Origin of the sequence: Bradyrhizobium tropiciagri, assembly GCF_018130505.1 — a bacterium.
GTDB classification, from domain to species: domain Bacteria; phylum Pseudomonadota; class Alphaproteobacteria; order Rhizobiales; family Xanthobacteraceae; genus Bradyrhizobium; species Bradyrhizobium tropiciagri_B.
Genome location: NZ_JAFCKH010000004.1, coordinates 61,072 through 74,595 on the forward strand (window position 1 = coordinate 61,072; position 13,524 = coordinate 74,595).

Annotated in this window: 13 protein-coding genes; 10 read left to right on the plus strand and 3 right to left on the minus strand. The window is 66.8% G+C overall.

What is annotated here, in order from left to right:
- The first annotated feature begins 8 nt into the window (after positions 1–8).
- The gene (locus JQ633_RS10960) at positions 9–1,013 is read left to right on the plus strand and encodes an inorganic phosphate transporter (protein ID WP_211985036.1); all 1,005 of its coding nucleotides are present in this window, start codon (positions 9–11) and stop codon (positions 1,011–1,013) included.
- 25 nt (positions 1,014–1,038) lie between these two features.
- Here JQ633_RS10960 and sugE read toward each other — a convergent pair whose 3' ends face one another.
- Complete coding sequence (gene sugE / locus JQ633_RS10965) at positions 1,039–1,353, minus strand: quaternary ammonium compound efflux SMR transporter SugE (protein WP_211985037.1); 315 nt, start codon at positions 1,351–1,353, stop codon at positions 1,039–1,041.
- Between the two features lie 154 nt (positions 1,354–1,507).
- Between sugE and JQ633_RS10970 the strand changes: the two genes are divergently transcribed.
- From JQ633_RS10970 to JQ633_RS11010, 9 genes are all read left to right on the plus strand, one after another.
- Positions 1,508–3,127 carry a peptide chain release factor 3 gene (locus JQ633_RS10970; protein WP_211985038.1) on the plus strand — a complete coding sequence of 540 codons (1,620 nt, stop codon included), beginning with the start codon at positions 1,508–1,510 and terminating at the stop codon, positions 3,125–3,127.
- A 467-nt stretch (positions 3,128–3,594) separates the two neighbouring features.
- Entirely contained in the window at positions 3,595–4,230 is a 636-nt protein-coding gene (locus JQ633_RS10975; protein WP_211985039.1) for a hypothetical protein, read from the plus strand.
- Between the two features lie 64 nt (positions 4,231–4,294).
- Entirely contained in the window at positions 4,295–4,879 is a 585-nt protein-coding gene (locus tag JQ633_RS10980; RefSeq protein ID WP_211985040.1) for an NnrU family protein, read from the plus strand.
- 2 nt (positions 4,880–4,881) lie between these two features.
- Positions 4,882–5,703, plus strand: coding sequence for a 3-methyl-2-oxobutanoate hydroxymethyltransferase (panB, locus tag JQ633_RS10985; protein WP_211985041.1), 822 nt, complete (start codon positions 4,882–4,884; stop codon positions 5,701–5,703).
- 12 nt (positions 5,704–5,715) lie between these two features.
- Positions 5,716–7,311 carry a class I adenylate-forming enzyme family protein gene (locus tag JQ633_RS10990; protein WP_211985042.1) on the plus strand — a complete coding sequence of 532 codons (1,596 nt, stop codon included), beginning with the start codon at positions 5,716–5,718 and terminating at the stop codon, positions 7,309–7,311.
- A gap of 217 nt (positions 7,312–7,528) precedes the next feature.
- Entirely contained in the window at positions 7,529–8,182 is a 654-nt protein-coding gene (locus JQ633_RS10995; protein WP_211985043.1) for a tetratricopeptide repeat protein, read from the plus strand.
- A gap of 32 nt (positions 8,183–8,214) precedes the next feature.
- Positions 8,215–8,787, plus strand: a complete 573-nt coding sequence (locus tag JQ633_RS11000; protein ID WP_211985044.1) for a hypothetical protein — start codon at positions 8,215–8,217, stop codon at positions 8,785–8,787.
- Between the two features lie 127 nt (positions 8,788–8,914).
- Positions 8,915–10,297, plus strand: coding sequence for a ribosome biogenesis GTPase Der (gene der / locus JQ633_RS11005; RefSeq protein ID WP_211985045.1), 1,383 nt, complete (start codon positions 8,915–8,917; stop codon positions 10,295–10,297).
- Positions 10,294–11,538, plus strand: coding sequence for a TCR/Tet family MFS transporter (locus JQ633_RS11010; protein ID WP_211985046.1), 1,245 nt, complete (start codon positions 10,294–10,296; stop codon positions 11,536–11,538). Before der ends, JQ633_RS11010 begins: the two co-directional genes overlap by 4 nt.
- Before the next feature lie 93 nt (positions 11,539–11,631).
- On the opposite strand, the gene JQ633_RS11015 is transcribed toward JQ633_RS11010, so the two are convergent.
- Both JQ633_RS11015 and JQ633_RS11020 read right to left on the minus strand, forming a co-directional pair.
- The gene (locus JQ633_RS11015) at positions 11,632–12,024 is read right to left on the minus strand and encodes a nuclear transport factor 2 family protein (protein WP_211985047.1); all 393 of its coding nucleotides are present in this window, start codon (positions 12,022–12,024) and stop codon (positions 11,632–11,634) included.
- Positions 12,025–12,251: 227 nt separating this feature from the next.
- Complete coding sequence (locus JQ633_RS11020; protein ID WP_211985048.1) at positions 12,252–13,478, minus strand: ABC transporter substrate-binding protein; 1,227 nt, start codon at positions 13,476–13,478, stop codon at positions 12,252–12,254.
- Positions 13,479–13,524: the final 46 nt, after the last annotated feature.

Consider the following 13,524-nt stretch of genomic DNA (forward strand, 5'->3'; position numbering starts at 1 on the left):
GCCATCACGTGGACGCCACGCTGGGTCTTCCCGTCCTGGTCATCCTGATCGCGGTCGCGCTGCTGTTCGACTTCCTGAACGGCCTGCACGACGCCGCGAACTCGATCGCGACCATCGTCTCGACCCGCGTGCTGCGGCCGCAATATGCGGTGTTCTGGGCCGCCTTCTTCAATTTCATCGCGTTCATGGTGTTCGGCCTGCACGTCGCCAACACCATCGGCACCGGCATCATCGACCCGTCGGTGGTCGACGCCACCGTGATCTTCGCGGCGCTGATCGGCGCGATCGTCTGGAACCTGATCACCTGGGGGCTCGGCATCCCGTCATCGAGCTCGCATGCGCTGATCGGCGGCCTCGTCGGCGCCGGCATGGCGAAGGCGGGGATTTCGGCCGCGGTGTGGAGCGGGCTCACGAAGACGCTGCTGGCGATCGTGCTGTCGCCGCTGGTCGGCTTCATCCTCGCACTGGTACTGGTAGCGATCGTGTCGTGGCTGTCGGTGCGCTCGACGCCGTTCGCGGTCGATCGCGCCTTCCGCATCCTGCAATTCGCCTCGGCCTCGCTCTATTCGCTCGGCCACGGCGGCAATGACGCGCAGAAGACGATGGGCATCATCGCGGTGCTGTTGTACTCGCAGGGCCATATCGGCGAGGCCTTCGAGATCCCGTTCTGGGTGGTGCTGGCCTGCCAGAGCGCGATGGCGCTGGGCACGTTGATGGGCGGCTGGCGGATCGTCCGCACCATGGGCCTGCGCATCACCAAGCTGACGCCGATGCAGGGCTTCTGCGCCGAGACCGGCGGCGCCGCGACCCTGTTCATGGCGACCTATCTCGGGGTTCCCGTGTCCACCACCCACACCATCACCGGCGCCATCGTCGGCGTCGGCGCCGCACGGCGGCTCTCCGCCGTGCGCTGGAATGTCGCGAGTTCGATCGTCTACGCCTGGGTGATCACGATCCCGGCGTCGGCGGCGGTCGCCGCGCTGACCTACTGGGCGGTGCAGCTTCTGAAGTGACCGGGACAGCGCGTCCCGGACCGTTTCAGCCCACCAGCTTCAGCCCGGCGATCCCGGCCACGATCAGACCTATGCTGGCGAGCCGCATCGCGGTCGCCGGTTCCCCGAACAGCATGATGCCGAGCGTCGCGGTGCCGACCGCGCCGATCCCGGTCCAGACCGCATAGGCGGTTCCGATCGGCAGCGTCTTGAGCGCGACGCCGAGCAGGATCACGCTGCCGGCCATCGCCGCCAGCGTCAGCACCGACGGCACCAGCCGCGAGAAACCCTCGGTATATTTCAGCCCGATCGCCCAGCCGATCTCGAGCAGGCCAGCGGTGAACAGAATGGCCCAAGCCATAGCAAACCCTCCGGATAAGGCAGGGCCGTCCCCGCTAATGGTATGGTGAGAAGAAGGTCGTCCTTCCGATCCCTATATGGGGGTGGTGCGGCCATTCCGCATTGCGACAATACGCCCTTGATTGAGCCGGTTTTCCCTGTCAAACGCTCCCGCCATGTCCGATATCGCCGTATCAGCCGAATCGCCGACCCGCACGCCCCTGTCTGACGAAGTGGCGCGGCGGCGCACCTTTGCGATCATCTCGCACCCCGACGCCGGCAAGACCACGCTGACCGAAAAGCTGCTGCTGTTCGGCGGCGCCATCAACCTCGCCGGCCAGGTCAAGGCCAAGGGCGAGCGGCGCAACACCCGCTCGGACTGGATGAAGATCGAGCGCGAGCGCGGCATCTCGGTCGTCACTTCGGTGATGACCTTCGAGTTCAACGACCTCGTGTTCAACCTCCTGGACACGCCGGGCCACGAGGACTTTTCGGAAGACACCTACCGCACCCTGACCGCGGTCGATTCCGCCGTCATGGTGATCGACGCGGCCAAGGGCATCGAGGCGCGCACCCGCAAGCTGTTCGAGGTCTGCCGCCTGCGCGACATCCCGATCATCACCTTCATCAACAAGATGGACCGCGAGAGCCGCGACACCTTCGACCTCCTGGACGAGATCGAGAAGACGCTGGCGCTCGACACCACGCCGATGACCTGGCCGGTCGGCCGCGGCCGCGACTTCCTCGGCACCTATGACGTCGTCAACGGCGGGGTGCGGCTGCTCGAGGGCGGCGGCGCCAAGACCGGCGCCACCGAACAGATCGACATCGCCGAACTCGGCGCCCGCAATCCCAATCTCGACGTCGCCACCGTCAAGGACGAACTCGAGCTGGCCTCGGAGGCGTGCAAGCCGTTCGAGCTCGCCGCGTTCCGCGAGGGCCATCTGACGCCGGTCTATTTCGGCAGCGCGCTGCGCAATTTCGGCGTCGGCGATCTGCTGGAAGGTCTCGGCAAGTTCGCGCCGGCGCCGCGCGCGCAGGATTCCGACCTGCGCAAGGTCGAGGCGGCGGAGCCGCGGATGAGCGCCTTCGTGTTCAAGATCCAGGCCAACATGGATCCGAACCACCGCGACCGCATCGCCTTCGCGCGGCTGTGCTCGGGCAAGTTGAGCCGCGGCATGAAGGCCAAGCTGGTGCGCACCGGCAAGAACATGAGCCTGTCGAGCCCGCAATTCTTCTTCGCGCAGGACCGCTCGGTGGCGGACGAGGCCTTTGCCGGCGACGTCGTCGGCATTCCGAACCACGGCACGTTGCGGATCGGCGACACCCTGACCGAGGGCGAGGATCTCACCTTCGTCGGCGTGCCGAGCTTCGCGCCGGAAATCGTCCGCCGTGTCCGCCTCACCGATGCGATGAAGGCCAAGAAGCTGAAGGAAGCCCTGCAGCAGATGTCGGAGGAGGGCGTCGTGCAGGTGTTCCGCCCGCGCGACGGCGCCCCGGCGCTGGTCGGCGTGGTCGGCCCGCTGCAGCTCGACGTGCTGAAGGCCCGGCTCGACGCGGAGTACTCGCTGCCGGTCGAGTTCGAGATCAGCGAATTCTCGCTGGCACGCTGGATCTCCTCCGACGACCGCAAGAAGCTGGACGCGTTCATCTCCGCGAACAATTCCGGCATCGCCGACGACGTCGACGGCGACCCGGTGTTCATGGCCAAGAACGAGTTCTACCTCGGCTACACCCGCGAGCGCGCCGAGGGCATCACCTTCTCCAACGTCAAGGACGTGAAGAAGAAGGCGTGAGCGGCGCGTGTGCGGGCGCGCGGGCGTGGGCCGCGCCTCGCGCCACATACTCAGTGTCGTCCCCCGGCTTGACCGGGGGACCCAGTACGCCGCGGCTTCTCCGTCGCCACTACCGCCTCTGGAATACTGGATCGCCCGGTCAAGCCGGGCGATGACGGCGGAGGTTGGGGTGACAAGCGCGAGAAGGTGAAGGCGCACGTGCCGCCATGCGCGAGCCTGGCGCAAGTGTCTGCATCCGCGAGCCTCGCGCCGCATGCTCAGTGTCGTCCCCCGGCTTGACCGGGGAACCCAGTACGCCGCGGCTTCTCCATCGCCACTGCCGCCTCTGGAATACGGGATCGCCCGGTCGAGCCGGGCGATGACAGCGGAAATTGGGGTGACGAACGCGAGGACGTGAACTGCTCCCCGCTTGATGCGATCCGGTTGCGCTACCATTTTCGGGTGTAACGCATCCCGGGCCCACTCGTATGCTCCGACGCATTGCCATCTGCCTCGCTCTCGCCGTGCTCGCCATCGGCCTTGCGACCGCCGCGCACGCGCAGCAGCGACCCAACACCAGCCCGGTGCCGTTTGCGCACGCGCCGTGCAGCGTGCTCGACGGCGAGCCCTGCACGCCGTCCGTCTGCAGCGTGTTCAACAACGGGCCGTGCCTGCCCGAGATGGATTACCCGTACGGCGAAAATCTGCAGCTGACGATCCTGACCGTGCCGCCCGAGGGGCAGGCCGACAAGTACCGCAAGCCGGATCACGACCTCAATACCATCGGCGATCTCTTCGCCGGGCTACGGTCGTGCTGGTCGCCGCCGCCGCTCGATGTCGCGCGCGAGGGCATGCAGATGACGGTGCGCTTTAGCTTCAAGCGGTCCGGCGAGATGATCGGCATGCCGCGGCTGACGTTTGCCACGAAGGGCGTCTCGGCGGACACCCGCACCACCTACCTCAATGCGATCAACGCCTCGCTCAAGGCCTGCCTGCCGCTGAAATTCACCGGCGGCCTCGGCGGCGCGCTGGCCGGCCGTCCCATCATGATCCGCTATGTCGACAACCGCGAGTTCGCCAAGACGGCCGACAAGCCGGCCGACAAGCCGGCCGACAAGCCGTGATACGTTGCGCTCCGCAGTCCTAAGGTGATACGCGAGGACAGCAACATTTCAGGGGAGGAACATCGTGGGACTGCTCGTCTTGATCCTGGGTCTCGTGCTGTTCCTCGGCGTCCACGTCGTGACCTCGCTGCGCGATCTGCGCGCCGGACTGGTCAAGTCGATGGGCGAGGGCCCCTACAAGATCGTCTATTCGCTGGCCTCGTTCGCCGGGCTCGCCCTGATCATCTGGGGCTACGGGCATTATCGCGCGACCGGCTGGATCGACGTCTGGACGCCGCCCACCGCGTTCAAGCACATCACGGTGGCGCTGATGCTGCCGGCCGTCATCCTCGTGGTGGCCTCCTACATCCGCGGGCGCATCTACACCACGCTGAAGCATCCGATGCTGGCCGGCGTGAAGCTGTGGGCGGCCGCGCACCTGCTCGCCAACGGCGATCTCGGCTCGATCATCCTGTTCGGCTCGTTCCTCGGCTGGGCGGTCTATGACCGCATCTCGCTGAAGCGCCGCGCGGATAGCGGTGCGCCGCCGATCCCGGTCGGCGGTCCGACCAACGACCTGATCGCGATCGCGGTCGGTGTCATCGCGTATCTGGCGCTGGCGTTCGCGTTCCATCCGGTCGTGATCGGCGTGCCTGTGATGGGAGCCTGACGATGTCCGTGCAATCCGCCATCCGGCGCAAGACCGCGCCGGATCTGCGCGCCCGCAAGAACGGCGAGCCGATCGTGATGCTGACCTCGTACCACGCGCACACCGCGGCGCTGGTCGACAGGCATTGCGATGCCATCCTGGTCGGCGATTCGCTCGGCAACGTCATGCACGGTTTCGAGACCACCGTGCCCGTGACCCTCGACATGATGATCCTGCAGGGCCGCGCGGTGATGCGCGGCTCGCAGGCCGCGCTGGTCGTGGTCGATATGCCGTTCGGCTCCTACGAGGGCTCGAAGGAGCAGGCGTTTGCCTCCGCGGTGCGGATCATGAAGGAAACGCTGTGCGGCGCCGTCAAGCTGGAGGGCGGCGTGCGGATGGCGGAGACCGTTGCGTTCCTGTCCGAGCGCGGCATTCCCGTGATGGGCCATGTCGGGCTGACACCGCAATCGATCAACACGCTCGGCTCGTTCCGCGCGCAGGGCCGCGAGGAGGCGAACTGGGCGCCGATCGAGGCCGATGCGAAGGCGATAGCGGAAGCCGGCGCGTTCTCGATCGTGGTCGAAGCGGTGGCCGAGCCACTGGCGCGCAAGATCACGCAGTCGATCGCGGTGCCGACCATCGGCATCGGCGCCAGCGCCGCCTGCGACGGTCAGGTGCTGGTGCTGGAGGACATGCTTGGCCTGTCGCCGCGCGCGCCGAAATTCGTCCGTCGCTACGGTAATCTCGGGCCGATGATCGAGGAAGCCATCGCGGGCTATGCGCGCGACGTGAAGAGCCGTGCGTTCCCCGGGCCGGAGCATGTCTACGAGATGAAGAAGAGCTGACGGGGAGAGGGCATGGACTGGTCGCAGCATTCCCTTCCGCCGATGCGGCTCGAGCCGCGCTTCGGCGACCGTGTGGTGCCGGCCTTCCCGGAGCGGCCGGCCAGCCTGTGGGCGATGATCGCGGAGGCCGTCGCGCAGAACGGCGGAGGCGAGGCGCTGGTCTGCGGCGATATCAGGATGAGCTGGCACGAGGTCGCGCGGCGATCGGCCAAGGTCGCAGCGGGCTTTGCCAAGCTCGGGCTAGCGCCGGGCGACCGCGTCGCGATCCTGCTCGGCAACCGCATCGAGTTCGTGCTGACGATGTTCGCCGCCACCCATGCCGGGCTGGTGACGGTGCTGCTCTCGACCCGCCAGCAGAAGCCCGAGATCGCCTATGTGCTGAACGATTGCGGCGCGAAGCTGCTGGTGCACGAGGCAACGCTTGCCGACCGCGTACCCGACGCGGCCGACATTCCCGGCCTAGCGCATCGCGTCGCTGTCGGCGACGACGGCGCCTCGCAGTTTGCTGACATGCTCGACAATCCGCCGGCACCGGCGCCCGCGGAGGTGCGGGAAGAGGACACCGCGATGATCCTCTACACCTCGGGCACGACGGGTAGACCGAAGGGCGCGATGCTCGCCCATTGCAACATCATCCATTCCTCGATGGTGTTCGCGTCCTGCCTGAAGCTGACGCAAGCGGATCGTTCGATCGCCGCGGTGCCGCTGGCGCATGTCACCGGCGCGGTCGCCAACATCACCACCATGGCGCGCTGCGCCGGCGCGCTGATCATCATGCCCGAGTTCAAGGCCGCCGAGTATCTCAAGCTCGCCGCGCGCGAGCGCGTCAGCTACACCGTGATGGTGCCGGCGATGTATAATCTCTGCCTGATGCAGCCGGACTTCGACAGCTACGATCTGTCGAGCTGGCGCATCGGCGGCTTCGGCGGTGCGCCGATGCCGATCGCGACCATCGAGAAGCTCGACGCAAAAATTCCCGGGCTCAAGCTCGCCAATTGCTACGGCGCCACCGAGACCACGTCGCCCTCGACCTTGATGCCGGGCGAGCTCACCGCTGCGCATATCGACAGCGTCGGCCTGCCGTGCCCGGGCGCGGAGATCATCGTGATGGGCGCTGACGGCCGCGAGCTGCCGCGCGGCGAGATCGGCGAGCTCTGGATCCGCAGCGCCTCCGTCATCAAAGGTTACTGGAATAATCCGAAGGCGAGCGCCGAGAGTTTTACCGCCGGCTTCTGGCACTCGGGCGATCTCGGCTCGGTCGATGCGGAGAATTTCGTCCGCGTGTTCGACCGCCAGAAGGACATGATCAATCGCGGCGGCCTGAAGATCTATTCCGCCGAGGTCGAGTCCGTGCTGGCCGGCCATCCCGCCGTGATCGAAAGCGCGATCATCGCCAAGCCGTGCCCGGTGCTCGGCGAACGCGTCCACGCCGTGATCGTGACCCGCGCGGAAGTGGATGCAGAGACCCTGCGCGCCTGGTGCGCCGAGCGGCTGTCCGACTACAAGGTGCCGGAGACGATGGCCCTGACCACGACCGCGCTGCCGCGCAACGCCAACGGCAAGGTGATCAAGCGCCAGTTGCGGGAGACGTTCGCGGCTGGGATGTAGCGCCGCAGACTCGATGCACCTCTCCCGCTTGGGCCCACAAGGGGGGGGCGGATCGCATCGCCAGATGCGACCCCAATTCATACGGTTAACGCGTTGATCCGGCTCGCTTTGCCTTGCCACCGCCACACCATTAGGGTATCGGCCCGGCGAGATGGGGGATCGGGCGCCGGGCGGGGCCGGCCCGATGCGCATGCCCTTGGGGATGGGATTACCTTAAGTGTCTGAATTATTTGACGAAGTCGACGAGGAAGTCCGTCGCGAACGGCTCAAGAAGCTGTGGGACCAGTACTCGCTCTATATCATCGCCCTGGCGGTCCTGATCGTCGCGGGCGTCGGTGGCTGGCGCGGCTATCAGTACCTCGAGGCCCAGAAGGCCGCCGAGGCCGGCGCGGCGTTCGACCGGGCCGCCGAGCTGTCCGAACAGAACAAGCATGCCGAGGCCGAGGCCGCCTTCGCCGCGCTCGCCGCCAAGGCGCCGGCCGGCTACCGGACTTTGGCGCGGCTGCGCATGGCGGCGGAGGCCGCGACCCGCGAGCCGCAGGCCGCCGCCAAGCTGTACGACGAGATCGCGGCCGACCGCAGTGTCGGGCGGTCCGAGCAGGATCTGGCCCGCATCCGCGCCGCGCAGCTCGTCATGGATACCGAGACCTATCCGAACATGCTGCAGCGGCTCGAGCCGGCGACCGCGGAGGGCTCGACCTTCCGCCACACCGCGCGCGAGATGCTGGCGGTGTCGGCCTGGCGCGCCAACGATGCCACCGCCGCGCGGAAATGGCTGGACCTGATTGCCAATGACGGCGACACGCCGCCGAGCCTGCGTTCGCGCGCCGAGGCGCTGCAGGCCTTGTTGCCGCCGGTCGCGAAGAGCTGACCGGCGAAACCGAGTTGAATGAGAGATCGACCATGCGACGCTCGCAACGCCTGATCGCAGCCGCAATCGTCGCCGCGCTTTGCAGCGTGCTGGCCGGCTGCGGCGGCGGCGGCATGAGCAATTTCGACCCGAGCGATCTGCTCGACTTCCTCGACACCAAGAAGAAGCTGGCGGGCGACCGCAAGCCGGTGTTCCCCGAGGGCGTGCCCGGCCTCGAGCAGGGCGTGCCGAAGGATCTGTACAAGGGCAACCAGCAGGACTCGCTCAATCCGCCGCCGGACCCCGCGACGGCCACCGCGGCAGCCGCGCCGCCGCCGGAGCAGCCGGCCAAGGGCGCGAAGAAGGGCGCCAAGGGCAAGAACAAGCCCGCGACCGCGAGCACCGCGCCCGCGGCTGACCAAGCCGCTGCGCCCGATGCCGCACCCGAGGAGGGCGCAACCCCGGCGCTGCCGCCCGAGCCGAAGAAGAAGATCGTCCGCCGGCGCACCACCGCGCCGCCTCCGGATGACCAGCAGGCGCAGCCCGCCGCGCAGCCGGCCCAGACCACGCAGCAATCCGCCGCGCCGTTCCCCGCGCCGATGCCGAGCGGCAGCTTTTCGCGCTAATTGAATTCCGCCTCGGTTCCGTCGGGAGCGGGGAGAAGCTGGCTATCATTTGCTTCGACCGGCCCATGCTGTACGTCTAGTTGCAGCACCTTGACCCGCGCACCGCAGAGCGCGCCTGGATTATTTCATGTCTTTCACCATCGCCATCATCGGCCGGCCCAATGTCGGAAAGTCGACGCTGTTCAACCGGCTGGTCGGCCAGAAGCTCGCGCTGGTCGACGACGAGCCGGGAGTCACGCGCGACCGCCGCGAGGGCCAGGCGCGGCTCTACGATCTCGAATTCACCATCATCGACACCGCCGGCCTCGACGAGGGCGCCAAGGGCTCGCTGACGGCGCGGATGCAGGAGCAGACCGAGACCGCGATCGAACTCGCCGACGCCCTGATGTTCGTGATCGATGCCCGCGTCGGCCTGACGCCGACCGACCGCGCCTTCGCCGACTTCGCCCGCAAGGCCAACAAGCCGGTGGTGCTGATCGCCAACAAGGCCGAGGGCAAGCATGGCGAACTGGGGGCGATGGAATCCTACGCGCTCGGCCTCGGCGATCCGGTCCAGATCTCGGCCGAGCATGGCGAAGGCATGGGCGACCTCCACGAGGCGCTGAGCGCATTGGTGCCGGAGACACCAGAGGAGGACGACGAGGCCGCTGATGATGCTGATATCTCGGAGGAGGAGGCCGCGCAGCGCCCGATCCGCGTCGCCATCGTCGGCCGTCCCAACGCCGGCAAGTCGACGCTGATCAACCATCTGCTCGGCGAGGAGCGCCTGCTGACCAGCCCCGAGGCCGGCACCACGCGCGACTCCATCGCGGTCGAGATCAACTGGCAGGGTCGCGATTTCCGCGTGTTCGACACCGCGGGGCTGCGCCGCCGCTCGCGGATCGAAGAGAAGCTGGAGAAACTCTCGGTCGCCGACGCGCTGCGCGCGGTGCGCTTCGCCGAAGTCGTCGTCATGATGATGGATGCGCAGAACAAGTTCGAGGAGCAGGACCTGCGCATCGCCGACCTGGTCGAGCGTGAGGGCCGCGCCATCGTGCTCGCGGTCAACAAATGGGACCTCGTCGAGCGCAAGCCCAACCAGATCTCGCAACTGCGCACCGATGCCGACCACTGGCTGCCGCAGGTCAAGGGCGCGCCGATCGTCGCGGTCTCCGGGCTGATGGGCGAGGGCATCGACCGCCTGATGTCGGCGATCCAGCAGGCCTATGCGGTCTGGAACCGGCGCCTGCCGACGTCGGCGCTCAATCGCTGGTTCGAGCAGGCGATCCAGGCCAACCCGCCGCCGGCCGTCTCGGGCCGCCGGCTGAAGCTGAACTACATCACGCAGGTCAAGGCGCGGCCGCCGAGTTTCGTGCTGTTCTGCTCGCGCGCCGACGCGATCCCGCAATTCTATCTGCGCTACCTCACCAACAGCCTGCGCGAGACCTTCGATCTGCCCGGCACCCCGGTGCGCATCACACTGCGCGAGAAGGCCAACCCGTTCGCGCACAAGCGCAAGCGGCCGTCGTGAGCGGAGAGGCGGACGTAAATCCCGCCGCCGCGCCGCAGGCCCGCAGCGGCGCGGTGATCTTCATTTTCATCACGCTGCTGCTCGACATGCTCGCGCTCGGCATCATCGTCCCGATCCTGCCCAAACTGATCGAGGGTTTTGTCGACAACGACACCGCGAATGCCGCGCGGATCTTCGGCGCATTCGGCTCGGTCTGGGCGCTGATGCAGCTGATTTGTTCGCCGATCCTGGGCGCGCTGTCCGACCGTTTCGGCCGCCGGCCGGTGGTGCTGCTGTCGAATTTCGGCATGGCCGCCGACTATGTGCTGATGGCACTGGCGCCGAACCTGATCTGGCTGTTCGTCGGGCGCGCGATCTCCGGCATCACGTCGTCGAGCATCTCGACCGTGTTCGCCTATATCGCCGACGTCACCGCGCCGGAGCAGCGCGCGGCGATGTTCGGCAAGATCGGGGTCGCGTTCGGCGCCGGGTTCATCCTCGGGCCGGCGCTCGGTGGATTGCTCGGCCAGCTCGATCCGCGGTTGCCGTTCTGGGCGGCCGCCGGCCTGAGCTTCGCCAATGGCCTTTACGGGCTGCTGATCCTGCCGGAATCGCTGCCCAGGGAGCGCCGCTCGCCGTTCAAATGGAAGAGCGCCAATCCGATCGGCGCGCTGCATTTCCTGCGCTCGGACCCGACGCTGGCCGGGCTGTCGCTGGCGACGTTCTTCGGCCAGCTCGCCCATGTCGTGCTGCCTTCGGTGTTCGTGCTCTATGCCACCTATCGCTACGGCTGGGACACCGGCATGGTCGGCGCGGCGCTCGCGTTGGTCGGTCTCTGCGGCATGATCGTGCAGGGTGTGGCGATCGGCCCGATCGTGCAGCATCTCGGCGAACGCAAGGCGCTGTTCCTCGGCCTCATCTGCGGCGCGGCCGGCTTCGTCATCTTCGGCGCGGCGCCGAGCGGCCACCTGTTCTGGATCGGCATTCCGGTGATGGCGCTGTGGGGCATCTCCGGCGCCGCCAGCCAGGCGCTGACGACGCGCCTCGTCGCTGCCGACCGGCAGGGCCAGCTGCAGGGTGCCACCTCCAGCGTGCAGAGCATCTCGGAATTGATCGGCCCGTTCCTGTTCACGCTGACCTTCGCGTATTTTATCGGCGACGGCGTGCCGCTGAAAATCCCCGGCGCGCCGTTCTACCTGGCGGCCGCGCTCTTGCTGCTGGCGCTGGCGATCGCTTGGCGCGCGACATCGCACAAACCGTAGGATGGGTGGAGCGAAGCGATACCCATCGCCTATCCTCCGCGCGGCTAGGTGATGGGTATCGCTGCGCTCCACCCATCCTACGGGTCTGCGATTCTATTCGCTCGCGGGCACGGAATGGTGCTCGTGCGTGATACGCCACGCGCCATCGATCCTGCGCAGCCCGATGGTCAGTCTGAACTGAAAGGTGGCCTCCGGCGGGCCGCATCGCATGGCCGCGACGGCGAAGGCGACGTTATCGCCGGCGGTGATCGCTATCTCGTCGATATCGAACGCGTGCGAGGGCTTGTGATTCCGGAAGAACAGATCCCACGTCTTCCTGTATTCCTCCAGACCGCGCGATTGAAACGGCGGCGGGACGTCGAACATCAGGATGTTCGGGTCATGACGGGCGAGGACGCCCGGATAGTCGTGCCGGCGGACGGCATCCGCCCAGGCTTCGATCAGTGCTCTGACTTCGGTCTCGGCGGTCTGTTGCTGCTCCGTCATCGCTGTCTCGCTCGGGTTTCCGGTTGATGGACACTCCAAGGACGAACGCGAGGGGGCAATTCCGACATGCGATTTCGTAGGATGGGTGGAGCGCAGCGATACCCATCGCCTTTGCTCCGCGTGGCGAGATGATGGGTATCGCTTCGCTCCACCTATCCTACGAAATCCCGCACGCGCAGGGTGGGCAAAGCGCTCACGCGCCTTTGCCCACCCTGCGGCGTCTCGCTTTACTTCTTCAGCAGCGGGCAGTCGCTGGCTTCGAGCGGCTTGGCCGCGTCTTCCGGCGCGATGGTGGCGATCAGCTTGTAATAGTCCCACGGATATTTGGACTCTTCGGGCTTCTTCACCTCGAACAGATAGGCCGGGATCAGGCGGCGGCCGTCGGCGCGCAGCGGCCCCTTGCCGAACAAGGGATCGTCGGTCGGCAGCTCCTTCATCTTGGCGACGACCTTGGCGCCGTCATGCGGATTGCCGCCGAGCGCTTCCATCGCCTTCAGATAGTGCAGCACCATCGCGTAATTGCCGGCCTGGGTCATCGACGGCATCGCATTCTTGCTGGCGAGCGCCGAGAAGCGCTTCGACCAGGCGCGGGTCTGGTCGTTCATGTCCCAGTAGAAGGATTCCGTGAACGTCAGGCCCTGCGCGGTCTTCAGGCCGAGCGAGTGCACGTCGTTGATGAACAGCAGCAGCGCCGCCAGCTTCTGGCCGCCGGAGACGATGCCGAACTCGGCCGCCTGCTTGATCGAGTTGGTGGTGTCGCCGCCGGCATTGGCAAGGCCGACGACCTTGGCCTTGGACGATTGCGCCTGCAGCAGGAACGAGGAGAAGTCCGCGGTGTTGATCGGATGCTTGACGCTGCCGAGCACCTTGCCGCCGTTGGCGTTGACGACCGCGGTGGTGTCGCGCTCCAGCGCGTGGCCGAAGGCGTAGTCGGCGGTGAGGAAGAACCAGGTGTTGCCGCCGGCCTTGGTCAGCGCCTTGCCGGTGCCGTTGGCCAGCATGTAGGTGTCGTAGGTGTAGGACACGGTGTTCGGCGTGCAGGCCTTGCCGGTGAGGTCGGCGGTGGCGGCGCCCGAATTCAACAGGACGATGTTCTTTTCCTTGACGAGGTTGTTGACCGCGAGCGCGACGCCGGAATTCGGCGTATCGGCGATCGCGTCGACCTTCTCGTTGTCGATCCATTGCCGGGAGATGTTGACGCCGACGTCGGGCTTGTTCTGGTGATCGCCGCTGAGGACGTCGATCTTCCAGCCCTTCTTCAAGAGGCCGGAATCCTCGACCGCCATCTTGATCGCGACCACCGAATTCGGGCCGCCGATGTCGGCATAGAGGCTCGACATGTCGTTGAGCACGCCGATCTTGACGGTCTTGTCCTGCGCGAAGGCGGACGTCGAAAGGCCAAATGCGGCACAAGCGAGCAGAGCGGCGCAGCGCCGCGTGAACGTCGTTGTCATGAGATTCCCTCCACTGTCAAAAAAAGCCCGGACAGCCCTCTTGCGG

Excerpts from the sequence above, each read along its gene's own strand:
- JQ633_RS10990 (WP_211985042.1), top strand. The coding sequence starts at position 5,716 with ATGGACTGGTCGCAGCATTCCCTTCCGCCGATGCGGCTCGAGCCGCGC.
- der (WP_211985045.1), top strand. The coding sequence starts at position 8,915 with ATGTCTTTCACCATCGCCATCATCGGCCGGCCCAATGTCGGAAAGTCG.
- JQ633_RS11015 (WP_211985047.1), bottom strand. The coding sequence starts at position 12,024 with ATGACGGAGCAGCAACAGACCGCCGAGACCGAAGTCAGAGCACTGATC.
- JQ633_RS11000 (WP_211985044.1), top strand. The coding sequence starts at position 8,215 with ATGCGACGCTCGCAACGCCTGATCGCAGCCGCAATCGTCGCCGCGCTT.
- JQ633_RS10975 (WP_211985039.1), top strand. The coding sequence starts at position 3,595 with ATGCTCCGACGCATTGCCATCTGCCTCGCTCTCGCCGTGCTCGCCATC.
- panB (WP_211985041.1), top strand. The coding sequence starts at position 4,882 with ATGTCCGTGCAATCCGCCATCCGGCGCAAGACCGCGCCGGATCTGCGC.
- JQ633_RS10970 (WP_211985038.1), top strand. The coding sequence starts at position 1,508 with ATGTCCGATATCGCCGTATCAGCCGAATCGCCGACCCGCACGCCCCTG.
- sugE (WP_211985037.1), bottom strand. The coding sequence starts at position 1,353 with ATGGCTTGGGCCATTCTGTTCACCGCTGGCCTGCTCGAGATCGGCTGG.
- JQ633_RS11020 (WP_211985048.1), bottom strand. The coding sequence starts at position 13,478 with ATGACAACGACGTTCACGCGGCGCTGCGCCGCTCTGCTCGCTTGTGCC.